Origin of the sequence: Micromonospora sp. SL1-18 (genome assembly GCF_047921505.1) — a bacterium.
GTDB lineage: Bacteria > Actinomycetota > Actinomycetes > Mycobacteriales > Micromonosporaceae > Micromonospora.
The window spans coordinates 67,026-91,228 of record NZ_JBLROA010000004.1 but is presented as its reverse complement, the minus strand read 5'-3'; the positions used below and the strand labels follow the sequence as shown (position 1 = coordinate 91,228).

Annotated in this window: 23 protein-coding genes; 15 read left to right on the top strand and 8 right to left on the bottom strand. The window is 72.3% G+C overall.

Translation table 11 applies throughout. The features are described 5' to 3' along the window. Positions 1-157 precede the first annotated feature (157 nt). The 6 genes from ACNAW0_RS02945 (at position 158) to ACNAW0_RS02920 (ending at position 5,427) form a co-directional block, all read left to right on the top strand. A complete protein-coding gene (locus ACNAW0_RS02945) occupies positions 158-613 on the top strand; it encodes an SRPBCC family protein (RefSeq protein ID WP_416286097.1) in 456 nt (151 codons plus the stop codon). Between the two features lie 41 nt (positions 614-654). Further along, complete coding sequence (locus ACNAW0_RS02940) at positions 655-1,326, top strand: hypothetical protein (protein ID WP_416286096.1); 672 nt, start codon at positions 655-657, stop codon at positions 1,324-1,326. Positions 1,327-1,365: 39 nt separating this feature from the next. Next, complete coding sequence (locus tag ACNAW0_RS02935; protein ID WP_416286095.1) at positions 1,366-2,349, top strand: ROK family glucokinase; 984 nt, start codon at positions 1,366-1,368, stop codon at positions 2,347-2,349. 1 nt (position 2,350) lies between these two features. Then, positions 2,351-3,052 carry an endonuclease/exonuclease/phosphatase family protein gene (locus ACNAW0_RS02930; protein WP_416286094.1) on the top strand — a complete coding sequence of 234 codons (702 nt, stop codon included), beginning with the start codon at positions 2,351-2,353 and terminating at the stop codon, positions 3,050-3,052. A 106-nt stretch (positions 3,053-3,158) separates the two neighbouring features. Further along, positions 3,159-4,562, top strand: a complete 1,404-nt coding sequence (locus tag ACNAW0_RS02925) for a flavin-containing monooxygenase (protein WP_416286093.1) — start codon at positions 3,159-3,161, stop codon at positions 4,560-4,562. Positions 4,563-4,602: 40 nt separating this feature from the next. Next, positions 4,603-5,427, top strand: a complete 825-nt coding sequence (locus ACNAW0_RS02920; RefSeq protein WP_416286091.1) for an alpha/beta hydrolase — start codon at positions 4,603-4,605, stop codon at positions 5,425-5,427. Between the two features lie 16 nt (positions 5,428-5,443). On the opposite strand, the gene ACNAW0_RS02915 is transcribed toward ACNAW0_RS02920, so the two are convergent. From ACNAW0_RS02915 to ACNAW0_RS02905, 3 genes are all read right to left on the bottom strand, one after another. Next, entirely contained in the window at positions 5,444-6,862 is a 1,419-nt protein-coding gene (locus tag ACNAW0_RS02915; RefSeq protein ID WP_416286090.1) for an alpha,alpha-trehalose-phosphate synthase (UDP-forming), read from the bottom strand. Between the two features lie 174 nt (positions 6,863-7,036). Beyond that, positions 7,037-7,870, bottom strand: a complete 834-nt coding sequence (locus tag ACNAW0_RS02910) for a DUF308 domain-containing protein (RefSeq protein ID WP_416286089.1) — start codon at positions 7,868-7,870, stop codon at positions 7,037-7,039. 480 nt (positions 7,871-8,350) lie between these two features. Further along, positions 8,351-11,923, bottom strand: a complete 3,573-nt coding sequence (locus ACNAW0_RS02905; RefSeq protein WP_416286170.1) for an ATP-binding protein — start codon at positions 11,921-11,923, stop codon at positions 8,351-8,353. A gap of 195 nt (positions 11,924-12,118) precedes the next feature. Here ACNAW0_RS02905 and ACNAW0_RS02900 point away from each other — a divergent pair, with 195 nt between their 5' ends. Continuing rightward, positions 12,119-12,364 carry a hypothetical protein gene (locus ACNAW0_RS02900; RefSeq protein ID WP_416286088.1) on the top strand — a complete coding sequence of 82 codons (246 nt, stop codon included), beginning with the start codon at positions 12,119-12,121 and terminating at the stop codon, positions 12,362-12,364. Between the two features lie 61 nt (positions 12,365-12,425). On the opposite strand, the gene ACNAW0_RS02895 is transcribed toward ACNAW0_RS02900, so the two are convergent. Further along, positions 12,426-13,118, bottom strand: a complete 693-nt coding sequence (locus ACNAW0_RS02895) for a Crp/Fnr family transcriptional regulator (RefSeq protein ID WP_091196260.1) — start codon at positions 13,116-13,118, stop codon at positions 12,426-12,428. A 249-nt stretch (positions 13,119-13,367) separates the two neighbouring features. Here ACNAW0_RS02895 and ACNAW0_RS02890 point away from each other — a divergent pair, with 249 nt between their 5' ends. From ACNAW0_RS02890 to ACNAW0_RS02865, 6 genes are all read left to right on the top strand, one after another. Next, a complete protein-coding gene (locus ACNAW0_RS02890; RefSeq protein ID WP_416286168.1) occupies positions 13,368-13,862 on the top strand; it encodes a polyadenylate-specific 3'-exoribonuclease AS in 495 nt (164 codons plus the stop codon). Positions 13,863-14,039: 177 nt separating this feature from the next. Next, positions 14,040-15,068 carry a 6-phosphofructokinase gene (locus tag ACNAW0_RS02885; protein WP_416286087.1) on the top strand — a complete coding sequence of 343 codons (1,029 nt, stop codon included), beginning with the start codon at positions 14,040-14,042 and terminating at the stop codon, positions 15,066-15,068. A 73-nt stretch (positions 15,069-15,141) separates the two neighbouring features. Next, positions 15,142-15,960: a pyrroline-5-carboxylate reductase gene (proC, locus tag ACNAW0_RS02880; RefSeq protein WP_416286086.1), complete on the top strand. Its 819-nt coding sequence runs from the start codon at positions 15,142-15,144 to the stop codon at positions 15,958-15,960. 302 nt (positions 15,961-16,262) lie between these two features. Further along, a complete protein-coding gene (locus tag ACNAW0_RS02875) occupies positions 16,263-16,472 on the top strand; it encodes a hypothetical protein (protein ID WP_416286085.1) in 210 nt (69 codons plus the stop codon). Positions 16,473-16,586: 114 nt separating this feature from the next. Continuing rightward, positions 16,587-17,660, top strand: coding sequence for an oxidoreductase (locus ACNAW0_RS02870; RefSeq protein WP_416286084.1), 1,074 nt, complete (start codon positions 16,587-16,589; stop codon positions 17,658-17,660). Further along, positions 17,660-17,935 carry a hypothetical protein gene (locus ACNAW0_RS02865; RefSeq protein ID WP_416286083.1) on the top strand — a complete coding sequence of 92 codons (276 nt, stop codon included), beginning with the start codon at positions 17,660-17,662 and terminating at the stop codon, positions 17,933-17,935. The genes ACNAW0_RS02870 and ACNAW0_RS02865 overlap by 1 nt, the downstream gene beginning before the upstream one ends. Here ACNAW0_RS02865 and ACNAW0_RS02860 read toward each other — a convergent pair. The 3 genes from ACNAW0_RS02860 to ACNAW0_RS02850 all read right to left on the bottom strand — a co-directional run bounded on the left by ACNAW0_RS02860 (position 17,929) and on the right by ACNAW0_RS02850 (position 19,767). Further along, positions 17,929-18,480, bottom strand: coding sequence for a PIN domain-containing protein (locus ACNAW0_RS02860; RefSeq protein WP_416286082.1), 552 nt, complete (start codon positions 18,478-18,480; stop codon positions 17,929-17,931). The two genes, ACNAW0_RS02865 and ACNAW0_RS02860, sit on opposite strands and share 7 nt — an antisense overlap. Positions 18,481-18,488: 8 nt before the next feature. Next, positions 18,489-18,956: a helix-turn-helix domain-containing protein gene (locus ACNAW0_RS02855; protein WP_416286081.1), complete on the bottom strand. Its 468-nt coding sequence runs from the start codon at positions 18,954-18,956 to the stop codon at positions 18,489-18,491. 331 nt (positions 18,957-19,287) lie between these two features. Then, positions 19,288-19,767, bottom strand: a complete 480-nt coding sequence (locus ACNAW0_RS02850; RefSeq protein WP_416286080.1) for a hypothetical protein — start codon at positions 19,765-19,767, stop codon at positions 19,288-19,290. Positions 19,768-20,014: 247 nt separating this feature from the next. On the opposite strand from ACNAW0_RS02850, the gene ACNAW0_RS02845 reads away from it, so the two are divergent. Beyond that, positions 20,015-20,818: an SGNH/GDSL hydrolase family protein gene (locus tag ACNAW0_RS02845; RefSeq protein ID WP_416286079.1), complete on the top strand. Its 804-nt coding sequence runs from the start codon at positions 20,015-20,017 to the stop codon at positions 20,816-20,818. 109 nt (positions 20,819-20,927) lie between these two features. On the opposite strand, the gene ACNAW0_RS02840 is transcribed toward ACNAW0_RS02845, so the two are convergent. After that, positions 20,928-22,220, bottom strand: a complete 1,293-nt coding sequence (locus ACNAW0_RS02840; protein WP_416286078.1) for an exo-beta-N-acetylmuramidase NamZ domain-containing protein — start codon at positions 22,218-22,220, stop codon at positions 20,928-20,930. Between the two features lie 214 nt (positions 22,221-22,434). Here ACNAW0_RS02840 and ACNAW0_RS02835 point away from each other — a divergent pair, with 214 nt between their 5' ends. After that, positions 22,435-24,045 (top strand): glycosyl hydrolase family 18 protein, encoded by a 1,611-nt coding sequence (locus tag ACNAW0_RS02835; protein WP_416286077.1) that lies wholly within the window; start codon positions 22,435-22,437, stop codon positions 24,043-24,045. The last annotated feature ends 158 nt before the right edge of the window (positions 24,046-24,203 follow it).

Here is a 24,203-nt window from a genome sequence, read left to right as displayed (position 1 = left end):
GCCATGGTCGGCTCTGTCGAAACCTACCCGCCCGATGGGGTGGATGCGGTGGGGAGGTTGCCGGCCCGGCCGGTGTGGCGCGAGGCCGGCGGGTCCGGCGCGACGCCCCCCGGGGTGGAGCGGCGCGTGCGGGGCTCGCGCCGGGTAGCCTCCCCCCATGGCGGACTCCTCCATCCAGTCGATCCTCATCGACGCGCCACCGGACCGGGTGGCGGCGGTCATCTGCGACTTCCCCCGCTACCCCGAGTGGGCCGAGGCGATCCGGCGGGCGGAGGTGATCGAGGAGTACGAGGACGGCTACGCCAGCCAGGTCCGGTTCACCATCGACGCCGGCGTCATGGCCGACGAGTACGTGCTGGCCTACGAGTACGCCGAGGACGTCTCCCGCATCGAGTGGCACCTGGTGGCGTCCTCGAAGATGCAGAAGTCCCAGCGCGGGTCGTACGACCTGGTCGGTAACCCGGACGGCACCACCACGGTGACCTACACCCTCGAGGTGGAACTCTCCGTGGCCATGCTCGGCATGTTTCGCCGCAAGGCCGAGAAGGTGATCATGGACGCGGCGTTGAAGCAACTCAAGCGCCGGGTAGAAGCACTCGGTGCGGCCCACTGACCCGACCGGCGATCCGGTCGCCACGGGAGAGGAGCCGACTCATGGGCGCCACTGATCCAGGTTCGGCCCGGGAGGAGGCCGAACGCCTCGTCGCCATGCTGCTGGCCACCACCCGGCTGGCCGCCGCCGCGCCCGGGGCGGGGCCCTGGGGTCCGCTCGGCGGGATCCTCGCGGGTGTGCTCGGCCATGACCAGAACGCCGCCGGTCCCGGTGACGGGGCTTCGGCACCGTCGGGCGGGGCCGGTTTCGCTACCGGATCACCCGAGTGCTGTGTCTGCCCGGTCTGCCGGGGAATAGCCGCGTTGCGCGACCCGAGCCCCGAATTCGCCGAGCGGCTCGCCACCGGCGCCGGTGATCTGGCCGCCGGCGTGGCCAGTCTGCTACGCGCCTTCGCCCCGGCCGAGCCCGCCGCCCCCACCGACGCGGCCGGCGCCGGCCGCCCCGGCGAGGCGACCCGGACGCCGACGGACGACCACGTCTGGCGCGAGGCGACCCGTACCGGGCATGATTCTCAGCCGGCACCCGAGCAGGACGTGTGGTCCGCCGCCACCCGGGAGGAGGAAGCGACCGCTCCGGGTACCGCCGCGCCGCCCGCCGATGCCGCCGGGCCGGACGCGCCGGTACCGAACCGGCCGCCGGCCGGCCGGCCCGTGGTGCCCGCCTCGCGGGCGTCCGACGAGGTGGGCGAGAAAGCACCAGGCGACGGGGCCTGACCACCGGGACATCCCGGCAGCGCACGGCCGGTTCGGCCGATGCCGGGGGCAGCACAGCAGAGGGGAGCGGCAGCGGTGACGCTGACCATCGGAGTCGATGTCGGTGGCACGAAGGTGGCCGGCGGTGTCGTGGACGACACCGGCAAGGTTCACGTGCGGGCCCGACGGGACACCCCCGCCGACGACGTGGCCAAGACCCGGGACGTCATCATCGAGGTGGTCACCGAGCTGGCCACCGGCCGGACCATCGACGCGGTCGGCATCGGCGCGGCCGGCTGGATCGACGCCACCCGCTCCACCGTGCTCTTCGCCCCCAACCTGGCCTGGCGGGACGAGCCGCTGCGCGCGTACGTCAGCAACGCCACCGGCCTGCCGGTGATCGTGGAGAACGACGGGAACGTGGCCGCCTGGGCGGAGTTCCGCTACGGCGCGGCCCGGGCCGCCGAGGACTCGATGGTCATGTTCACCATCGGCACCGGTGTCGGCGGCGGCATCGTGCTCGGTGGCGAGCTGCTCCGCGGGGCCAACGGCATCGCGGCCGAACTCGGGCACATGCTCACCGTGCCGGACGGCCACCGGTGCGGCTGCGGCCGGCTGGGCTGCATCGAGCAGTACGCCAGTGGCAGTGCCCTGGTCCGGTTCGCCCGCGCCGCCGCCCGTCAGGAGCCGCACCGGGCCACCGCCCTGCTGGAGCTGGCCGGCGGTGCGGCCGAGGCGATCACCGGGCAGATGGTGACCGCCGCGGCGCGGGGCGGCGACGCGGTCGCCGCCGAGGCGTTCGCCCAGGTCGGCCGCTGGCTCGGCACCAGCCTCGCGGACCTGGCGCAGATCCTCGACCCGCAGGTGCTGGTCGTCGGCGGCGGCGTGGTGGAGGCCGGTGACCTGCTGATGGGCCCGACCCGGCGGTCGTACGCCGACGCGCTCGCCCAGCGCAGCCGCCTTCCCGTCGCCGAGGTACGCCCGGCCGAACTGGGGAACGCCGCCGGGGTCATCGGTGCCGCCGACCTCGCCCGGCGGATCTGAGATGGCCCGACCGGGCGTGCCGCTGCGGGTGGTGTCCTACAACATCCACGGCCAGCGGGACGACACCGCCGCGCTCGCCGAGGTGGTCCGGGAGATCACCCCGGACGTGATGATCGTCCAGGAGGGGCCACGGCGGTTCCGGTGGCGGCAGAAGTGCGCCTCGCTCGCCGACTCGTTCGGGTTGGTGGTGGCGGCCGGCGGCCTGCCCGCCCTGGGCAACCTGCTGCTGACCAGCCTGCGGGTGCGGGTGCTCGCCACCCGGTGCCGGCGCTTTCCGCTCACGCCCGGCCGGCACCTGCGCGGCGCCGCGTACGCCGAGTGCCTGGTGGGTGGCGTGCGGTTCCTGCTGGCCGGCTCCCACCTGTCCACCGACCCCGCCGAGCGGCCGGCCCAGGCGGCCTTGTTCAAGCGGGAACTGGCCGCCGCGACGCTGCCGGTGGTCGCCGGCGCCGACCTCAACGAGGGGTCGGACGGGCCGGCGTGGCGGGCCGTCGCCGAGGGACTGACCGACACGGCGGTCGCCGCCGGCCGGGCCGACCGGCACACCTTCCCGGGTGCCGACCCGCACCGGCGCATCGACGTCCTCTTCGTCGATCCGCGGATCGGCGTCGTAGACCACGACGTGGTGGACACCCCGCGGGCCCGTCGGGCCAGCGACCACCTCCCGATCCTGGCCGACCTGCTGCTGCCCGCCTCCGGCTGAGCCACCAGCCCGGTGCCGGCCCGCGCGCCGGGCTGGACAACGGCGGGCATTCTCGGCAGGATTTCGCACCGACCCGGCACACGTGCCGCACAAAGGAGTCTCTCCGGTGTCCTCCTCCACCGATCTCGGCCGCCCTGACGCGGAGCCGACGAGCGCCCCGACCCGGGACGGCCGCCCGGTCTCCGACCGCGGCGACACCGTCTGCGTCATCGGCGCCGGGGCCAGCGGCCTCACCGCCGTGAAAAACCTCCGGGAGCACGGCTTCGGCGTCGACTGCTACGAGCGGGAGACCGGCATCGGCGGGGCGTGGAACTGGCGGCACGACCGCAGCCCGGTGTACGCCAGCACCCACCTCATCTCGTCCCGGCCGTTCACCCAGTTCCCCGACTTCCCGATGCCGGACGACTGGCCGGACTACCCGCACCACGCCCAGTTGCTGTCCTACTTCGAGCACTACGCCGACCACTTCGACCTGCGCCAGCACATCTGGTTCGGCACCGAGGTGGTCCGGGTGGAGCCGGTCGAGGGCGACCGGTGGGACGTGACCACCCGCAGCACCGGCGGGTACGGCCCGGAGCGCACCTCCCGCTACGCGGCGGTGGTGCTCGCCAACGGGCACAACTGGTCGCCGAAGCTGCCCCGCTACGAGGGGCTGGAGGAGTTCCGCGGCGAGGTCATGCACGCCTCGTCCTACCAGGATCCGGCGCAGCTGCGCGGCAAGCGGGTGCTGGTGGTCGGCGCCGGCAACACTGGCTGCGACATCGCGGTCGAGGCGGCCCAGCAGGCGTCCCACTGCTGGCACTCGGCCCGCCGCGGCTACTGGTACGCCCCGAAGTACGTCTTCGGCCGCCCCACCGACCAGGTCAACGACACGCTGCTCGCGCTGCGGGTGCCGCTGCGGCTGCGGCAGCGGCTCTACCACTGGACGCTGCGGCTGACCGTCGGCGACCTGACCCGGTTCGGCCTGCCCCGGCCGGACCACCGGGTCTACGAGACCCACCCGATCGCCAACAGCCAGCTCGTCTACCACGTCGGCCAGGGGCAGATCACCCCGGTGCCGGACGTGGCCCGGTTCCACGACCGTTCTGTGGCCCTGACCGACGGCCGGGAGATCGATCCGGAGCTGGTCGTCTTCGCCACCGGCTACCTGCCGCGCTTCGAGTTCCTCGACGGGAAGGTGCTCGGCGACGTCGAGGGCACGGGCCGGCCCCGGCTCTGGCTGAACGCCTTCGCCGCCGACCACCCCACCCTCGCCGTGGTCGGCCTGGTGCAGCCGGACTCCGGGCTCTTCCCCATCTCGCACTGGCAGAGCGTGCTCTTCGCCCGCCTGCTCGCGCTGCGCACCACCCGGCCGGACCGGGCCGCCGCGTTCGACCGTAAGGTGGCCGCCGGCCTGGGCGAGCGCTACTCGGCGAAGGTCAAGGACAGCACCCGGCACTGGTTCGAGGTCGGGCACGTCGACTACCTGCGCGCGCTCCAGCGCGCCTTGTACGAGCTGGAGGGCAAGTGACCACGCCGGACCCCGCAGTCGCGAACGAAAGGCCAGCACAGTGACGGGCGAGCGGGTTCGGATCATCCGGGCGTGGGAGTGGGCCCGGCCGGAGCGCCCGGCCCGCCGCGAGGTGCTGACCGAGGTGCCCGAGGTGGACGGGGCGAAGCCGCCGCTGCTCTTCGTACCCGGGTTCGGGCACGGGGCGTGGGCGTTCGCCGAGCACTGGCTGGAGCACGCCGCGTCCCGCGGCTTCCCGGCGTACGCGCTGAGCCTGCGCGGGCACGGCGGCAGCGCGCCGGCGCCGGCGGCGACGCTGCGGTCGTACACCCATGACGTGGTCCAGGCGGCGGCGGGCCTGCCGCGGCAGGCGGTGCTGGTGGGGCACGGCGCCGGCGCCCGGGTGGTGGCGCACGCCCTGGCCCGCTACCCGGCCCGGGCGGCGGTGCTGGTGGCGCCGGTGTTCGGCAGCTGGGGCACGTTCGGCACCGCGCTGCGGCGCAACCCGGTGGGCACCCTGCCGGCGGTCTTCGGCGGTCGCCTGCGGCTGCACCGTCGGCAGCTGTTCAGCCGGGAGCTGCCCGCCGGCGAGGCCCGCCGGTACGCCTCGCAGCTGGACCGGCCGAGCCGGCGGGCGCACTGGCAGCTGCTCACCGGCCGGCAGCCCGAGCCGGCGGTGGGCCGCCCGCCGGTGCTGGTGCTGGGCAGCCCGGACGACCGGGTGGTGTCGCCGGCCGCGCTGACCCGGGCCGCCCGCCGGTACGCCTCGGCCCCGCTGCTCTTCCCCGGCATGGGGCACGACCTGATGCTCGACGCCCGCTGGCGGGAGCCGATCGACGCGATCCTGGACTGGCTGGAGAAGGGCCCGACGCCGGCGGCCGGGTGAGCGCCGGGCGGCGGGCTCAGTCGGTCGGGCCGAGCCGGCGAAGCAGTGAACCGGTCTGGTCCAGGGCGCTCAGGTACGACCGCGCCCAGGCGTGGATGTCGTTGCGGTGCAGGTACTCGCGCATCGCCCGCATGCGCACGGCGACGTCCTCCGGCGTGGCCCGCAACGCCGCGAGCAGCCCCTGCTTGAGCCCGTCCAGGTCGTGCGGGTTGACCAGGTACGCCTGCCCCAGCTCGGCGGCGGCGCCGGCGAACTCGCTGAGCAGCAGCGCCCCGGTGTCGTCCGCCCGGGCGGCGACGTACTCCTTGGCGACCAGGTTCATCCCGTCCCGCAGCGGGGTCACCGCCATCACGTCGGCGATCCGGTAGAGGGCGATCAGCTCGGTCCGGTCGAACGGCTGGCTGAGGTAGTGGATCGCCGGCTCGCCGACTCGGCCGAACTCGCCGTTGATCCGGCCGACCTGGTGTTCCACCCGGTCCCGCAGGATCTGGTACTGCGCGACCCGGTCCCGGCTGGGCACCGCGACCTGGACCAGCACCGTGTCGCGGACCTTGACGTCCCCGCTGGCCAGCAGCTCGCGGTAGGCCTTGAGCCGCTGCTCGATCCCCTTGGTGTAGTCCATCCGGTCGACGCTGAGGATGACCCGCTCGGGGTCGCCGAGGTCCTGGCGGAGCCGGTCGGCGCGGTCGGCGACCTCGGGCCGGGCGGCGAGCGCGGCCATCTCGGCGGTGTCGATGGAGACGGGGAAGGCGCCAACCCGGACCACCCGCTCGCCGACGCCGATCCGCCGGTCGGTGGCGGGCAGCCCGAGCACCTTCGTCACCAGCTGGGCGAAGTTGTGCGCGGCCTGGGCCCGCTGGAACCCGATCAGGTCCGCCCCCAGCATGCCGCGCAGCAGTTCGGCCCGGCGCGGCAGCTGCATGAACAGCTCCGGCGGCGGGAACGGCACGTGCAGGAAGAAGCCGATCCGCAGGTCGGGTCGCAGTTCCCGGAGCAGCCCCGGGACCAGCTGGAGGTGGTAGTCCTGCACCCAGACGAGGCCGCCCGGCTCGGCCGCCGCCGCGGCGGCTGCGGCGAACCGCTGGTTGACCCGCTGGTACGCCTCCCACCAGCGGCGGTGGTACTCGGGCTGCTCGACCGCGTCGTGGTAGAGCGGCCAGAGGGTGGCGTTGGCGAAGCCCTCGTAGTGGTCGCGGAGGTCGTCGCCGTCGAGGGGCACGGTGTGCATCCGGACGCCGTCCACGTCGGGCAGGCGCGGCGCGGGGCCGGTGCCGCCGGCCCAGCCGACCCAGGCGGCCGGCGTGTGCCGGAGCAGCGGGTGCAGGGCGTTCACGAGGCCGCCGGGACTGCGGCGCCACTCGAAGGCGCCGTCCGGCGCCACACCGTCGTCAATGGGAAGGCGGTTGGCCACCACCACGAGGGGAGTTAGTCGCATCTCGGGCATTCCGATCGGCAGAGGACCGACCACCGGAGCGACGGACAACCCGGACAGCCGGTGCGGGAAGTGACGTACGGCGATATTCCTACTGACCGTAAGTTACACCACTGTTACGCGGGCGGCCCGGGTGGGTCGCCGTCCCGGCATCCGGGCGGTGCGGGGTGGCGCGGGTCAGACGACCGCGCCGTCGTCCGGGTCGTCCTCGTCGGAGTCGCCGGGGCGCAGCCGCCAGATCAGCATCACGAAGCCGGCCAGGATGCCGGTGACGCCGAGCAGCGTCACCACCGACGGGTCGGTGACCGGCAGCACGGTGGGCGAGAGGAAGAGCACGAACCCGAGCACGATGCAGAGCACGCCGACCACCGCGAACTTCGAGAAGCGCGGCAGCGGTGGCGGCGGTGGCGGGGTGTAGTGCCCCTCGTCGTCGTCGGGCAGGCCGGCACCGAAGGTGTCCAGCCCGTCCAGGAGCGAGGGCTCGTCGGGTTGGCCGCGGTTCACGGAGATCCCGGAGACGTCCGCCGCGTACGGCAGGCGCCGCACGTCGGTGGCGGTCGGGCCGCTGCTCTCCTCGGTACGCCCGCCCGTGGCCGCGCCCGGGCCGGACGGGTCGACGGGTTCGTCGACGTCCTCGGCGGCCGGCCACGGGTGGCTTCCGTCGGCCGGCGCGGAGTGGAAGCCGGCCACGAGCTTCGCCCACTCGGCGTCGACGTCCGGCTCGTCCCGGGCCGGCTCGGCCTCGTCGGCGAGCTGGGTGAGGTAGTCCCGGGCGGTGGTCAGGTGGGAGCGGTCGACGTAGAGCCGGTCGACCGGGCGGGGCGGGACGGTGGTGGTGCGGGTGATCGGGTTCAGATCGGCGGAGGGCTGCAGATAGGCGGCGATCCCGCCGGCGGCGAGCACGTCGAGCAGGTGTTCGCCGACGCGCGGATCGACGTCGCCCGCGACCGCGTACTCGGCCGCGTCGAGCCCGTTGTCCCGCCGTCCTCGGCGCGGTCCACCCGCTGACACCGGACACCCTCCTCGCCGCACCCGTCGGTGCGTCTCGACCCGACGCCCCGTACGCCGTGCCCTGAATCGTGACACGTCCGCACCCGGTTCCGGGAGTGCGTTGTGGCGTGCCGCTCTTGGTTCCTGGGCCCTGTTTCGGCGGTCCCGCTCGCCGACGGCGCGCCGGGCGGTGTCCCGGCGGCCCGCTCCGGGTCCCGCGATCGTGGGCGTCGCCGCCCCTGCCGCGAAGGGCTCCGGTGCTGTACTGGCTGTTGAAGTACATCATCCACGGCCCGCTGCTGCGGCTGATCTTCCCTCCACAGATGGAAGCGCTCGATACCATCCCGAAGACCGCCGCCCGTCGTCAAGCGAGAAGTCACATTCGTCACCAAAGCGGAGCGAGCGCAGATTCACGGAAAGTGGCCCCATTCCGCGCCTCATGGGGCCACTTTCCGTGAAAGAGGCTTCGGGGGCTGACCGGGGGCGGGAACTCGGCGGGATTCAGCAGGCGACGGCGGGGCCGGTGTCGGAGACCGGGCGGCGGGCCAGCGTGAGCAGGCCGGGCGCCTCGTTGCGCTGGGCGAAGGCGCGTACCTCGGCCAGCGGCGCGGCGACCGCCGCCCTGTCCCCGGCCCGGTCCAGCTCGCCGGCGGCCAGGGCGAGGGCGATTATCCGGTCGGTCACGTCCGGGATCCGGCCGTAGATCTCCGCCCCCGCCAGGTGCAGCTCCCCGGCCCGCCCGTGGTCGCCGTCCGTCGCCGCGAGCGCCGCGGCCACCGTCCGCAGCGCCGCCTCCGACCAGGGCGTCCGGTGCCCGAGCTGATCCAGCATCCCCCGGATTCGCACCGCCGCGTCCCGACCGGCCAGGGTGGCCGCGTACGCCGCGGCGGCGATCCACTCGCCGCTGGCCAGCGCGGGCACCGCCGACCACGAGTCGGCCAGCTCGTCAACCAGCTCCGCCGCGTCGTCCGCCCGCCCCTGCAGAGCACGGCAGCGCGCGGCCATGCCCAGCATGGTCCAGCGCGGCCGGTGGAAGCCGCTGCGCCGGGCGCTGTCCAGCGCGGCGGCCACGTCGTCCCGGTGCTGGGGTGCCTCCGGGGCGGCGTCGTCCCGCTGGCCGGGGGCCGGCCGGGGTGCCGGCGGCACCGGCTGTCCACGCAGCACCAGCAGGCACGAGCGTAGCCCGCGGACCTGCATGTCCCAGCCGCCGGTCGGGGTGTCCACGAACGCGTCGGCGGCGGCGATCAACCGGCCGAAGTCCCCGTCGAAGTACGCCCGCATCGCCTCGCCGGAGTAGCTGGTGGCCAGCGTCTGCCCGCTGCCCATCGCCGCCGGTGCGGCGGAGAGCAGCGCGTTCGAACGCAGCCAGTCGCCCTCCTCGCGCACCGCGAACGCCAGGTTCCGCAGTGCCCGGGGCAGCGCGAGCAGCTGCTGGGCTCGGCTCGACTCGACCAGCGCGTGCAGCTCGTCCAGGCCCGACCGGTCACCGGCCTGGTACCGGGCGGTGGCCGCGGTGATCCGGGCGCTGATGTTGATCTCCGCGAGGCCGAGCCGGGCGCCGATCGCCGCCGCCGTCTCCGCTGCGACGACCGCCGCGTCCCGCTCGTAGTTCAGCATGTGCAACCGGCCCAGCTCGGCGTGCGCGTCCGCCTTCTGGGCGCTGTCCGGCAGCGGCTCGAACAACTCCACCGCCCGGCCCAGGCAGGCCACCGCCGCGCCCCGGTCGGTGCGCAGCCAGGCCGCCTGACCGAGCAGGGTCCAGGCGCGGGCGGCGCAGGCCTCGTCGCGGTGCGCGAGCAGCCGGTCGGCGAGCGCGTGCAGCTGCTCGGGCCCGCCGCCGGAGAGGAACGCGTTGCCGTCCCGGTAGAACGAGATCTCGGTGCTCAACAGCTCGAGTTGCAGCCGGCCCACCGGGTCGCTGTCGTCGGCCAGGCTCAGCGCCCGGCCGGCATGGGCGGCCGCCGCGTCCAGCCCGTGCAGGGCGTACGCCCGGCGGGCCGCCCGGTGCAGCGCGGCGCGGGCCGGGCCGGCATAGCGGTGGGTGTCCAGCTCCAGCGTGCGGGCGATCTCGTGGGCTGCCCAGCGGTGATGGGCGAGCACCTCGGCAAGGTCCGTGTCGCGGCTCTGCGACAGCGCGTCCAGCCAGTCCCCGGTCCGCTCGTGTCGGGCCACTCGCTCGGTGCGGGGCAGCCGCTGATAGCAGACGTCCCTGACCAGGACGTGCCGGAACCGCAACTCCGGCTGCCCGGCCATCGTGGATGCCGCCTGCTCGTGCACGAAGTCACGCTGCTCCAGCCGGCGCAGGGCGCGCTCCACCGACTCGACCGGCTGGCCCAGCGCGGCGGCCACCGCCCCCGGCCAGAACTGCACACCCACCACCGAGGCGGCCAGCAGCACGGCCCGGTCCTTGGCGTCGAGCAGGTCGACCCGGTTCGCGATCACCGCGTGCACGCTCTCCGGCATGGGCAGGTCGACGTGCTTCTCCAGCGACCAGCCGCGCCCCGACTGGCGCAGCGCGCCCTGCTCGATGAGCATCCGGACGTACTCGTGGGCGTAGAGCGGGTTGCCGCCGGCCACTTCGATCAGCGGCGTGAGCATCTCGGCGGGGAACGCGGCCTGGCCGAACATGTGCGCGTAGAGCGAGGCGATGCCGGTGTCCCGCAGCGGGGGCAGGGTGATGGTGACCGAGCCGGTGATGGTCCCCGCCCAGGTCGGGTCACGCTCGACCAGCTCGGGGCGGGCGGTGCAGAGCAGCAGCAGCGGCACCTCGCGGGCAGCCGTGCCGAGCAACTCGACGAAGCGCAGCATCGCGTCGTCGGCCCAGTGCAGGTCCTCGAAGACCAGCACGGTGGGGCGTCGGGAGGCGAGGGCCACCAGGAATCGCCGCCACGCCGACTCGGCCTCCTCGGCGGGCAGCGCGGCGCCGGGCAGCCCGACCAGCGGCCGCAGCGCGTCGATGACCCGGTCCCGCTCGGCCGGACCGACCAGTTCGGTGACCGCCGCGGCGAGCCGCTGCGCCGCGGCCGACGCCGGGTCGGTGTCGAGGATGCCGGCCTCGGTCTTCACGATGTCGGCCAGCGCCGCGAAGGTGACGTTCTCGCCGAACGGCGGGCATCGCCCGGTACGCCACGTCAGCGGCTCGTCGACCAACCGCAAGGCGTGCCGGTAGAGCTCGCGGACCAGCCGGCTCTTGCCGATGCCGGCCCGACCGAAGACGGTCACGACCTGCGGGAGCCGGTCCCGCAGCGACCGGTGCAGGGCGTTGACCAGCAGGCCCAGCTCGTGCTCGCGGTCGATCAGCGGGGTGGTGTCCGGCTCCCGGTCGGTCGGCTGCCGGCGTACCGGGGCCAGGGCCAGCCAGACCTCGGTGGGGGTGGAACGCCCGCGGAGGGTGACCGGCGGCTGCTCCTCGTAGCGGATGGCGTCCTTGGTCAGCGCGTGGGTGGTGCCGCAGACCAGCACCCCGCCGGGCGGCGCCACCGACTGCATCCGGGAGGCGGTGTTGACGACGTCGCCGGCGACGATCGCCTGCCCGCCGTGCCGGGCGGCGGCCACGTCCACCAGCGCCTCGCCGGTCGCCACGCCGACCCGGAAGCGCAGCTCGTCGTGGCCGGCCGGGGCAAACCGGGTCAGCACTCGTTGCAGCTCCAGCCCGGCCCGTACGCAGCGCAGCGCGTCGGTCTCGGTGGCCACCGGTGCCCCGAACAGCGCCATCACGGCATCGCCGATGTACTTCTCGACCACCCCGCCGTACTGCCCGACCACCCGCTTCGCGGCGGAGAAGAAGCCGGTCTGCATGCCGCGGACCTGCTCCGGGTCGGTCCGCTCGACGTACGGCGTGAAGTCGATCAGGTCGACGAAGAGAACGCTGACCCGGCGGCGGTCCTCCTGGGGCACGGCGGCCGGTGGCTCGGCGCCGGATCGGGGCGCGCCGCACGAGGTGCAGAAGGCCACGTCGGCGGCGAGCGGGCGCAGGCAGTGCGGGCAGACCGCGCCCAGCTCCGCGCCGCAGCCACCGCAGAAGCGGTCGCCCTCGGCGGCGGTACGTCCACAACGGTCACACTGCGCGGAGATGACACCCCTCCACTGGTGGATCCTCCGGCCGGCCCCGGCCGGCGCCGCCCCCCGCGGCGTCCATCCTGATTATCGCCGTCGCCGGCTGTGTCGGGTACCAGGCTGTTGGCTTGTGGACACTCGTCCGGGCGGTCGTCCAGGCCTGTTACGGACTAGATTCATGTACCAGACGACCGTGATCAAGGGAGACACGCCATGGTGTACGTGAAGCTGGAGCGCGACTGGACCGACGCCGCCGGGGTCGCCCACTCGGCGGGGGAGTCCGTCGACGTGGACGCGGCCACCCTCGCCAAGCTCCAGGCCCAGGGCACTGTCAGCGAGGGCTCCGGCGATGGCGAGGAGAGCGCCAACTGGGCCGGCCCGACCGGCGCCACCACCGACTGGGCGGGGCCGACCGGTGCCACCACCGACTGGGCGGGGCCGACCGGCACCAAGTCGTGACACCGCGTGGCTGAGCCCGAAGCGCGGCCGTGGCGTCCGGCGCCACGGCCGCGTCGCACGTTCAGCGGTCGTTCATGCCGGCGCGGCGGCGCAGCGCGGCCACGTCGGTCACCACGATCCGGCGGCCCTCGGTGCGCAGCCACCCCCGGCTGGCGAATGAGCCGATCGCCTGGTTGACGCTCTGCCGGGAGCCGCCGGCCATCTCGGCGAGCTGGCTCTGGTTGAGCTCGATGGTGATCATCGGGGCCTGGCTCTCGCCGGCCAGCCGGACCAGCGTCTTGGCCACCCGGCCGGGCAGGTCGAGGAAGACGTGGTCGGCGTTCTGTTCGGTGAGCCGGCGGATCAGCCCGCCGAGCGAGCGCATCACCGCGTCGAGGATGCGCGGGTTGGAGTGCACCAGCTCCATGAACGCCGGGCGGGACAGCGCCAGGGCCGCGCAGTCCTCGATGGCCTCGGCCGATGCCGACCGGGTCGAGGCGTCCAGCAGGGAGACCTCACCCAGCACGTCCGGCGGCCGGATCACCGTCAGCACGGCACGCTCGCCGGTCGGGGCGGTGCGGAACACGGCCACGGCGCCCCGGCGCAGCACGATGAGCGACTCGCCGGGGTCGTTCTCGACGAAGAGCAACTGACCCTTGCGGTACGTACGCGGCACCGCCGCGGCGATGACCCGCTGTCGCACCTCGGGCTCGAGCCCGGCGAACATCTCCACGCCCGTGAGCGCGTCACCCGGCTCCGGCAGGCGAACCTCCACGGCCCAACCCCTCCCGCGGTCAAGGACCACAACTCGCTCACCGGGCGAACCTGGCCGCCCGGTACGAGGCATCTGAACCGGTTCGGTGTCCGGTAGCGGTACACATCAGATCATGACGCTCCGGTCGTGTGCTGTACACCCCTGTAGGCACTTCCGTGATCCTGCCGAGCTGCGTCGTTGGCGATTCCGCCGGCCTTGGCGTACGCCCCGGCGAGCGGCGGCTGGCGACGATGGGTGAGGATGGCGGGGATGGCCTACCGCTACTTCTACGACTGCGAGTTCATCGAGGACGGCCGGATCGTCGACCTGGTGTCGATCGGCGTCGTCGACGAATACGGCCGCGAGTTCTACGCGGTCTCCACCGAGTTCGACGACTCGCGGGCCGTGCCCTGGGTGCGTCGCAACGTGCTGGACAAGCTCCCCTCCCCGGCCGACCGCGCCTGGCGCTCCCGCGAGCGCATCCGCGACGACCTCTACGAGTTCCTGCTGGAGCCCATCCGCGGCCGGCCGGGCGAGCGGCTGGAGCTCTGGGCCTGGTACGCGGCGTACGATCACGTGGTGCTGGCCCAGCTCTGGGGGGCGATGCCGGCGCTGCCCCGGGAGATCCCGCGGTTCACCAAGGAGCTGCGCCAGCTCTGGGACGACCGGGGCCGGCCGAGGCTGCCCGACGCCGAGGCGGACCGGCACGACGCCCTGGTCGACGCCCGGCACAACCTGGCGCGCTGGCGGGCGATGACGGGTTAGTCGATGCCCGCCTACTGCCGGGTAGCCGCGGGGTGCGGTGTCGTCGTACACCCGCGCGGGCTACAGTGCGCACTGACGGCCCGCCCCGGGCCGGCAATGGCGCCGATGGTCGGATCTGACACATATCCTGGGGCTTATCCGGGCTTGACCTGATGCTCCCAGGAGGATGAGCAGATCATGCGTATCGGCGTGCTCACCGGCGGCGGCGACTGTCCTGGTCTCAACGCGGTGATTCGGGCGGTGGTCCGCAAGGGCGTCGCCACCTACGATCACGAGTTCGTGGGCTTCCAGGACGGCTGGAAGGGCCCGCTGGAGGGGTTGTCCAGGCCGCTGGGCATCGCGGAGGTCCGCGGCATCCTGCCGCGCGGCGGCACCATCCTCGGTTCGTCGCGGACCAACCCGTTCAAGATCGAGAACGGTGTCGAACGGATCAAGGAGAACCTCGCCGCCCAGGGCGTGGACGCGCTGATCGCCATCGGCGGCGAGGACACCCTCGGCGTCGCCACCAAGCTGCACGAGCTGGACGTCAAGGTCGTCGGCGTACCGAAGACCATCGACAACGACCTCGGCGCCACCGACTACACCTTCGGCTTCGACACCGCGGTCAACATCGCGATGGAGGCGATCGACCGCCTCCACACCACCGCGGAGAGCCACCACCGCACCCTGGTGGTCGAGGTGATGGGCCGGCACGCCGGCTGGATCGCCCTGCACGCCGGCCTCGCCGGCGGCGCCAACGTGATCCTGCTGCCCGAGCGGCAGTTCGACGTCGACCAGGTCGCCGGGTACGTCGAGAAGCGCTTCCAGCACCAGTACGCCCCGATCGTCGTGGTCGCCGAGGGCGCCCAGCCGCTGGAGGGCCAGATGGTGCTGCACAACCAGGAGCTGGACTCCTTCGGGCACGTCCGCCTCGGCGGCATCGGCCAGTGGCTCGCCGAGCAGCTGGAGGCGAAGACCGGCAAGGAGGCCCGCACCGTGGTGCTCGGCCACATCCAGCGCGGCGGCACCCCGACCGCCTTCGACCGGGTGCTCGCCACCCGCCTCGGCCTGCACGCCATCGACGCGGCGCACGAGGGCGACTGGGGCAAGATGGTCGCGATGAAGAGCACCGACATCATCCGGGTCCCGCTGGCCGAGGCCACCCGGGAGCTGAAGACCGTGCCGCTGGAGCGGTACGCCGAGGCCGAGGTCTTCTTCGGCAGCTGACCGACGGCCGGTGGCGCGGCGGGCCCGCGAGGGTCCCGCCGCGCCCCGCCGCACGCGAGAGGGGTACGGCGTCATGGCGCCCGAGGTGCACACGGTCGCGGTGATCGGCGCGGGCAAGATCGGCGAGCTGATGCTCTCCGGGCTGCTCCGCTCCGGCTGGCCGGTGGAACGGCTGCTCGCCACCGCCCGGCGTCCCGCCCGCGCAGAGGAGCTGGCCGCCCGGTACGGCGTCCGGGTGGTCGACAACCTCACCGCGGTGGACGAGGCGGCGGTGCTCGCCATCTCGGTCAAGCCGCAGGACGCGGGGTCGCTGCTGGACGAGATCGGCCCCAAGGTGCCGGCCGACAAGCTGGTCATCTCGCTCTGCGCCGGCCTGCCCACCACCTTCTTCAGCCGGCGCCTGCCCGAGGGCACCCCGGTGGTCCGGGTGATGACCAACACCCCGGCGCTGGTCGACCAGGCGATGAGCGCGATCTCGGCCGGCGCGTACGCCACCGGCGAGCACCTGACCCTCGCCGAGGAGATGTTCAAGCCGCTCGGCGCCACCGTCCGGGTCCCCGAGTCCCAGCAGGACGCGGTGACCGCCCTCTCCGGCTCCGGCCCCGCCTACTTCTACCTGCTGGTCGAGGCCATGGTCGACGCCGGCATCCTGCTCGGCCTGCCCCGGCAGGTGGCGCACGAGCTGATCGTGCAGACCGCCATCGGCTCGGCGGTGATGCTCCGCGACTCCGGCGAGCACCCGGTCAAGCTGCGCGAGGCGGTCACCTCGCCGGCCGGCACCACCATCTCCGCCATCCGCGAGCTGGAGAACCACGGCGTACGCGCGGCCATGCTCGCGGCGCTGGAGGCCGCCCGCGACCGCGCCCGCGAACTTGCCGCCCAGGCCGACTGAGCCGGCGGTTGCCGTGCTTCCCCTTCGAACGGTGATAGCCCGGCAAGCCGACACGCCGGGGCGACAACAGCTGAGCTGTCACCGATCGCAGCGCGAGCAGGCGCGCTGTCTGTTGCCAGCTTGATTCTCGTGCCGCTGGCTTCCGAATAAGGCCATCGGGCGGGTGGTAGCTGGTTGTAAGCGCCGACAGGCCCTTCTGTGCGCACTGGGCTGCCTTTTGCATCGGCGCGATCGCGGGCTGGTGCCACATTCGTGAGCCTGGGCCAACGTGTTCGCCACCCAGGCCACCACCTTGCACGGCGATGGGCAGCATCAGGAACCTGGCGTACAGGATCCTCGCTTGTCGAGGAACAGCCCCTACCCTGGTTGACAGCAGCACACCGTCCGCGGCGGACGTCGAGCTGGCGCCGTACCTGATCGGGGTTGATCGGGCCCGGCTCGCCGGGCATCTGGCGCTGACCCTCACCGTGGCGCTCGGCGGGCCGCCGGGGCGTGGCGCGGCTTGGGCCTGACCGGGCTCAGCACCGCCGGGTGGTCGACTACCTGGCCGGGGTGCTGTGGGCGCTCGACGTGCCGGCCGGCGCGGTCGCCGCGGCCCGGCGGGCCTTGGCCGACGAGGCCGACTCGTGACCGCCGCCCTGTCCGCATCGTGGTCCACCACCATGCGGTACGCCCGCGCGGCGGCCGACCACTTCTGGTGCTCGTTCGAGGACCGCTGCCCCGGGCTGCTGCCGGAGCGGGAGGCCTCCGTGTTCCTGGCCGCGTTGGGGCGGCTGGCCAGCGGCGGCGACGACCCGGCCGGGCAGGCGGCGCTGCTGGCCGTGCTCGGCCGTGCCTGCCGCCGCTACCGGCTGCTGCCGCATCAGCTCACCATCGAGGCCGCGCTGACCGCCACCGTCGCCCGCCACGCTCAGTGGACGCCGGAGCTGGCGGCGGCCTGGGCGCGGGCGGCCCGGCGGGCGTCGGCGGCGGTGGCCGACAGCGCCGCGCGGGTCGGCGACGGCCCGGCCTGGTGGCCGGCCCAGGTCGTCGACCATGACCGGGGCGCCGACGGCATCGCCATCCTGACCGTACGTCCCTGGCGGCGCCTGCCCTTCCGGCCCGGCCACGCGGTGCCGGTCTGCACCGAGCGCTGGCCTGGCCGGTGGCGCTGGTACTCCCCGGCCAATGCCCCGCGCCCGGACGGCACCCTGGAGTTCCACGTCCGTACCATCGCCGCCGTCTCCCGTGCCTTGGTCGACGCGGTACGCCCAGGCGACCCGCTCTGGCTCGGTCCGCCGTGCGACACCGGCCTGGCCCTCGACCCGGCGTCCCGGGCGGACCTGCTGCTGGTCGCCGGAGGCACCGGGCTGGCGCCGCTGCGCGCCCTGGCTGAACAGGTGGCCGCGCCGCCGGCCGGGCGGCGGGTGACCCTGGTCGTCGGTGCCCGCACCGTCGCCGACCTCTACGACCCGGTCAGCCTCGACAAGCTCCAGTGCGCCCACGACTGGCTGACCATCGTGCCCGCCTTCTCGCATGATCCTTTCGCCGAGCCGGGGGAGCGGGGTGACGCGCTCACCGTGGCGCTGGACCACTACCGGGCCGGCCAGGAGGTTTACCTGTGCGGACCGCCGCTCATGGTGGCCGGGTCGCGGTTGCGGCTGCTCGCCGCCGGGGTCCCAGCCGAGCGGATCCACCTGCCGGGCTGGTTCGCCGGCTGATGGCCGTCTACCGCAGCCGCAACGCGTTCGCCGGCCCGCTCACTGCGGGCCGCATCCGCGAGCTGGCGCTCCCGCGTACCCCGCTCGGCCGACGCGGCTACCGGCCCGAGGATATCGACGCCCTGCTGCACCGGCTCGCGTACGAGGTGGGGGAGCGGACCCGGCGGCTCGATCTCGTGCAGGAGGAGAACCATCGCCTCAAGCAGGCCCTCCGCACCTGGCAGGCCGAGTGCGCCGCGACCCGCCAGGGCAGTGAGACCACGTTCATTCACTGATCGATGTGTCGGCGTACCTCGTCAGCAAACCCCGGCGTTCCCGATCGTTCGAGCGCGCCGAGGAGCCCGTAGACCGTCTTCGGCTCGCGCTTGTACCGGTCGGCCTGAGCAGTGAGCGTCGAAAGGACGGCATGTGGCGACAGGTCCAAAAGATCAAGGAGGAACTCGTCGGGCGACAGCACCTCGATTTCGAAGGCGGCGACCGACTGCGGTGGAAAATCGGACCTGTTCTCGGTCACCAGGGCGCCGGCCCCGACCTTGACGGCTGCGGCCAGGACATGCCGGTCTTTCTGGTCGCAGGTCATGCTCACTATCAGCGGTTCGTAACCGGTGGCCTCCGCCGAGGGGAAGTAGGTGCGCATCTGGTGGACGATGCGGTCAGCGCCGGGCGCGGAGATCCCGTTTCTGGTCAGCGCTCCCTGCAACTCGGTGAGTATGTGTGCCGACCACATCGGCTGGTACAGCCCTGCGGTGGCGAGGCGAAGCAACGTGTCACGTAGGTACATCGGGAAGAGGACACAGGTGTCGAGTACGGCGGTGAACACGTCTGCGGCTACCTCAGGTTCTCAGGCGGTGTCGCGGTCATGTTGTAGCCGTCCTCCTGCTCTGACATCTCGATCAACTCGTCCAGGGCGGCCTGTTGCTCGGCACGACGTCGTTGCTGGTATGCGAGCACGTCCCGTAGCAGTACCCGACGGTGACGACCAGGCTGGTCGAACGGAATGACGCCTTCGTTGAGCATCTTGACCAGGGTTGGACGCGAAACGCCCAGCAGGTCGGCGGCCTCCTGCGTTGTCAATCGCTGGTTGTGAGGTGCAACGGTCACCGCCTGGCCATGGGACATGGCCATGACGACCTGGCGTAGGACCTCGTAGATCCGGGCGGGAAGCGGAATCCGTGTGCCATCCGGCCCAACCAGCTCGGCAGACTGGGTTGTTGAGATTCGATCAACCAGATCGACAAGAGCATCAAACGGCTCTTCTGGGGGCATTACAGTACGACTTAGGACAGAAGCGCTCATTTCTTTACTCCTCTCGACCTCCCATCCTACGGCTAATTCGAAAAAGTCGAAAGGTTGTTGCGGAGACCGCAGGTCGGCGCGCTGTTGCCCGGTGCCGGCTCCGACTCTCATGGTGCGCCGCGTAGGCGTGCTCGAAGCCGCGCTGTCCATTTCGCGATGGGCGCCGTCATTGGCGGTGGCCTAGCCCTCGCCGGCCATTACCTGGCGCGGCGTACCCGCGCGGATGGCAGGCGAGGGTAGGAACCAGCCGACTGTTCGCGCCATCACCGATCATGGAGCGCTTGCCCGCTGCGCAGCTCGTGACGGGTGGGTGACGCGACGGTGGGGCAGGTCAGGTGACAGGTGGGGCCAAGTAGGTCACCGGCTTGCCGCAGTAGCTGGGCGGGAGGGTGTTGACCGGGCTGCGGCAGACCTGGATCACGACACGGTTGATGCTCGTCGAGGTGGAGTTGGCGCCCAGGGTGAACGTGAACGGCACCACGCTGTTGTCGGCCACCCGGGTCTGCCGGTCGACCTCGAGGTTGCCGGCGTAGGCGATGAACGTGGCCCTGCTGTAGAACTTGTCGTCGGCACAGGTGACGGGGCCGTTGGGCAGTGGTTGGTCGGTGAGCCTGCCGCTGACCTCAACGCCGGGTACCGGCAACGGTGAAGGGGTTCGCCAGCCGAGGGTGCCGTCGGTGACGCCGTACCGGCAGGCATCGCCGGAGTCGGCGTAGAACGACTGGGTGATCGGGGCGGCGTGGGCGATGCCGGGGGCGGCTACCACCGCCAACAGGGTGGTCAGGGCCGCCGCGAGGCGAGCTGCTCTCATCGTTGGTTCCTTTCCGGGGCGGGAGAGTGCCGGAGGGCATAACGACGATAGTCATCGATATATTAGAGGGCTGCGCCCGCTGTGGTAAATGGACGTCCGGCGAAAACCTTCGGTGATCAAGCCGCCGTTGGCAGCGATTTGTAATCAAAAGGGTCTATGGGCACTTCCCGCGAATCGTTGATCTTCCCCCGGGTTTGATCTATTGATATCAATCTCCCACCATCACTTCCCACCCCAGGAGTGTGACGTGCGGAGATCCCGTCTTGCCACCCTCGCCCTGACCCTGGCGTCATCGTTCGGTATCACGCTGGCCCTGGCTGCCCCCGCCCAGGCCGCCGCGGCCGACCGGTACGTAGCACTCGGCGACTCGTACGCCTCCGGCGTCGGCGCCGACAGCTACACCTCCGAGAGCGGGTCCTGCATGCGCAGCAACAACGCCTACCCCGCGCTCTACAACACCAACATCAAGCCGGCCTCGTACCGTTCGGTGGCGTGCTCGGGTGCGACCACAGCGGACGTCATCAACAGCCAGCTCTCCGCGCTGTCGTCGACCACCACCCTGGTCAGCGTCACCATCGGCGGCAACGACGTCGGCTTCGCCAACATCATGACCACCTGTGTGCTCTACGGCGAGACGCAGTGCATCGCCGCCATCCAGACGGCCGAGAACAAGGCCCGCTCCGAGCTGCCCGGCAAGCTCGCCAACGTCTACAACGGCATCAAGAGCCGGGCGCCCTCGGCGCGGGTGGTGGTCGTCGGCTACCCGGTCTTCTACCAGCTCGGCACGTTCTGCGTAGGACTCAGCGCGAACTCCCGCGCGAAGATCAATGAGGGCATCAACCTGCTGGACGACATCACGCGGACGGCCGCCACCTCGGCCGGCTTCAAGTTCGCCGACGTCCGGTCGATCTTCGTCGGCCATCAGCTGTGCAGCTACGGCGAGAAGTGGCTGCACGCGTTGAACTACCTCAACCTCAACATCTCGTACCACCCGACGGCCGCGGGGCAGTCCGGCGGCTACTACCCGGTCTTCCGTAGCGTCGCGGGCTGACCGAGGCGTGGCCCCCGCTCCGGCCCGGTGACGGGCGGAGCGGGGGCGCCGTGGAGCCCGGGAGCGACCGCGCCGGGGCTCGCCGGCATCGCCGAGGAGCCGGGGGACGTCAGTAGAGCAGGTACGGACGCCGCTGCTGCTCGAAGGCCGACAGCTCGTCGGCCCAGGCGCCGACCACGTCGTCCACCTCGGCGCCTGCGTCGATCATCGTGCGCAGCCGGGGCGAGCCGGTCAGCTTGTCCACCCAGTACGGCCGGGCGGCGTCGTACGAGTCGAACCGCCACGCGAACGCCGGGTACCGGCGCGCCTCCACCAGCATCGCCACAGCGGTGCGGATGGGGTCGTAGGTGGCCCGGTCGACGACCTTGACCTCGACGCCGGCGCAGAGCTTGTTCAGCAGGGCCGGCTTCTGCCCCGCCGACGTCGGCGAGAAGTACGCCTCGCGGAACTCGACACCCGGCAGGTTCCGGGCGTTGAGCCGGTCCCCCCAGTGGTAGTCGAAGTCGTCCGCGTGCCCGCCGATCAGCTCGAACGGCCGGCAGGTGCCCCGCCCCTCGGTGATCGAGGCGACTCCCTCGAAGAGACAGGTGCCGGGATAGACCAGCGCGGTGTCGGGAGTGGGCATGTTGGGGCTGGGCATCACCCAGGGCAGGTCGGTGTCGGCGGCGAGCAGGTCGCGCTTCCAGTGCTTGCACCGCACCACCTCCAGCTCGACCGGCCGTCCGGCGCTGGCGGGCAGGAACTCCGCGTTGAACAGCCGGGCCAGTTCGCCGACAGTCATGCCGTGCTGCTGGACGATCTCCTTCAGCCCCACGCCCGACGTGTAGGCGGAGGTCATCATCGGTCCGTACGCCCGTCCGCCGACCGGGTTGGGCCGGTCGAGGACGACGTACCGCTTGCCGGCCCGGGCCGCCGCGACCATCGAGGTGTACATCGTCCAGATGTAGGTGTAGAACCGCGCCCCGGCGTCCTGGATGTCGAAGACGACCGTGTCCACAGCGGTCTGGGTGAACAGGCTCTCCCACTTTGCCTGGCTCGCGCCGTACGCGTCGTAGACCGTGATGCCGGTGCGGGCGTCCGTCCCGGTGCCCTCGCTGCCACCGGCCTGGGCCGATCCACGGAATCCGTGCTCGGGGCCGAACGCCGCGACGACCTGCACGTTGCCCGACTCGTGCATCAGGTCGACGAGGTGCCGGTATGCCGAATCCACGCCGGTGGGATTGGACACCACCCCCACCCGCTGGCCGGCCAGTGCGGCGAATCCGGAACCGACCAGCATGTCCAGGCCGGTCGCGACCCGCCGGATGCCGGGTACGGCCTGCGCCGGGCTACCCGGGGCCGCCGCGGCGATCGTGCCCGCCGCGACCGCACCCGCGCCGGCCAGGAATTTTCTGCGCTCCATCAAGACCTCCTTGTCCGAGGTCATTGAAACTTAGCTACAAGTCAATGCTTGGTCAAGGAAGGTTCCTTACGGGATGTCCGTCGGGGTCCGCAGGCGCGGGCGACGCGAGCGGGCAACAAATCGAAGCATTTACATCTTGACGAAGTGATGACGGCGTGAGTAGCGTCGCAGCAATCAATCTGGAAAGTTTCCTAACTGTTTAGGGAGACGCCGTATGAAGAGATCGCTCCGCCGGGCCCTCTGGGCCACCGGTGCCGTGGTCGCGCTGGCGGTCGCGGCGGTACCGATGGCGACCGCGTCCGCCGCGGGCAGCGTGACCGCCACCTTCGCCAAGGTGCAGGACTGGGGGACCGGTCACGAGACGAAGGTGACCATCACCAACGGGACCAGCGCCAGCGTGGACACCTGGCGCATCGAGTTCGACCTGCCCGCGGGCACCACCGTCGGCCTCTTCTGGGACGCCGACGTCACCAGCAGCGGCAACCACTACGTCGCGGTGAAGAAGAGCTGGGCCGGTCCGCTCGCCCCGGGCGCCAGCTTCAGCTGGGGCTACAACGGCACCGGGCCGTACCAGGCTCCGCTGAAGTGCACCGTCAACGGCGCGTCCTGCTCCGGCGGCGCCCCGCCGCCCACCACGGCCCCGCCGACGACCACCCCGCCCACCACGGCTCCGCCGACCACCCCGCCACCCACGACCCCGCCGCCGACCGGGGGCAAGAAGGTCGTCGGCTACTTCGCCGAGTGGGGCGTCTACGCCCGCAACTACCACGTCAAGAACGTCCACACCAGCGGGTCCGCGGCCAAGCTGACCCACATCCTGTACGCCTTCGGCAACACCAGCGGTGGCCGGTGCAGCATCGGTGACAGCTACGCCGACTACGACAAGGCGTACACCGCGGCGGACAGCGTGGACGGCGTCGCGGACACCTGGGACCAGCCGCTGCGCGGCAACTTCAACCAGCTCCGCAAGCTCAAGAGGATGTACCCCAACCTGAAGGTGATCTGGTCGTTCGGTGGCTGGACCTGGTCGGCCGGCTTCACCCAGGCCGCGCAGAACCCGGCCGCGTTCGCCGACTCCTGCTACGCCCTGATCAAGGACCCGCGCTGGGCGGACGTCTTCGACGGCATCGACATCGACTGGGAGTACCCGAACGCCTGCGGCCTGCAGTGCGACAGCAGCGGCCCGAACGCCTTCAAGAGCGTGATCAGCGCGCTGCGGAGCAAGTTCGGCTCCAGCTTCCTGGTCACCGCGGCGATCACCGCGGACGGCAGCAACGGCGGCAAGATCGACGCAGCCGACTACGCCGGTGCGGCGCCCTCTCTCAACTGGATCATGTCGATGACGTACGACTACTTCGGCGCCTGGGCGGCCCAGGGCCCGACCGCGCCGCACTCGCCGCTCACCTCGTACACCGGTATCCCGCAGCAGGGCTTCTGGGCCGACGCGGCGATCCAGAAGCTCAAGGGCAAGGGCGTCCCGGCGGACAAGCTGCTGCTCGGCGTCGGCTTCTACGGCCGCGGCTGGACCGGGGTCACCCAGTCCGCCGCGGGTGGCACCGCCACCGGCCCCGCGCCCGGCACCTACGAGCAGGGCATCGAGGACTACAAGGTGCTCAAGAACAGCTGCCCGGCGACCGGCACCGTCGGCGGCACGGCGTACGCCAAGTGCGGCAGCAACTGGTGGAGTTACGACACCCCGTCCACCATCGGCGGAAAGATGACGTACGTGAAGAACCAGGGCCTCGGTGGCGCGTTCTTCTGGGAGCTCTCCGGTGACACCAGCAACGGCGAGCTGATCGGCGCCATCAAGGGCGGTCTCGGCTGAGCCGAAGGGCCGACGCACCACCCACACGGCGGGGAGGGGCCGTACCGGCCCCTCCCCGCCCGCCGTGCCGCACGCCCGCCGGCCCGGACCGCCGGGTCGGTCGGAGCGAGGATGGGCGGGCCCGGACCACCCGCGGTGGTCCGGGCACCGGGTCGATG

Bases quoted from the DNA above. Each gene is read 5' to 3' on its own strand.
- ACNAW0_RS02945 (WP_416286097.1), top strand. From the start codon at position 158: ATGGCGGACTCCTCCATCCAGTCGATCCTCATCGACGCGCCACCGGAC.
- ACNAW0_RS02940 (WP_416286096.1), top strand. From the start codon at position 655: ATGGGCGCCACTGATCCAGGTTCGGCCCGGGAGGAGGCCGAACGCCTC.
- ACNAW0_RS02935 (WP_416286095.1), top strand. From the start codon at position 1,366: ATGCCGGGGGCAGCACAGCAGAGGGGAGCGGCAGCGGTGACGCTGACC.
- ACNAW0_RS02930 (WP_416286094.1), top strand. From the start codon at position 2,351: ATGGCCCGACCGGGCGTGCCGCTGCGGGTGGTGTCCTACAACATCCAC.
- ACNAW0_RS02915 (WP_416286090.1), bottom strand. From the start codon at position 6,862: ATGCGACTAACTCCCCTCGTGGTGGTGGCCAACCGCCTTCCCATTGAC.
- ACNAW0_RS02900 (WP_416286088.1), top strand. From the start codon at position 12,119: ATGGTGTACGTGAAGCTGGAGCGCGACTGGACCGACGCCGCCGGGGTC.
- ACNAW0_RS02890 (WP_416286168.1), top strand. From the start codon at position 13,368: ATGGCCTACCGCTACTTCTACGACTGCGAGTTCATCGAGGACGGCCGG.
- ACNAW0_RS02885 (WP_416286087.1), top strand. From the start codon at position 14,040: ATGCGTATCGGCGTGCTCACCGGCGGCGGCGACTGTCCTGGTCTCAAC.
- proC (WP_416286086.1), top strand. From the start codon at position 15,142: ATGGCGCCCGAGGTGCACACGGTCGCGGTGATCGGCGCGGGCAAGATC.
- ACNAW0_RS02875 (WP_416286085.1), top strand. From the start codon at position 16,263: ATGGGCAGCATCAGGAACCTGGCGTACAGGATCCTCGCTTGTCGAGGA.
- ACNAW0_RS02865 (WP_416286083.1), top strand. From the start codon at position 17,660: ATGGCCGTCTACCGCAGCCGCAACGCGTTCGCCGGCCCGCTCACTGCG.
- ACNAW0_RS02855 (WP_416286081.1), bottom strand. From the start codon at position 18,956: ATGAGCGCTTCTGTCCTAAGTCGTACTGTAATGCCCCCAGAAGAGCCG.
- ACNAW0_RS02850 (WP_416286080.1), bottom strand. From the start codon at position 19,767: ATGAGAGCAGCTCGCCTCGCGGCGGCCCTGACCACCCTGTTGGCGGTG.
- ACNAW0_RS02840 (WP_416286078.1), bottom strand. From the start codon at position 22,220: ATGGAGCGCAGAAAATTCCTGGCCGGCGCGGGTGCGGTCGCGGCGGGC.
- ACNAW0_RS02835 (WP_416286077.1), top strand. From the start codon at position 22,435: ATGAAGAGATCGCTCCGCCGGGCCCTCTGGGCCACCGGTGCCGTGGTC.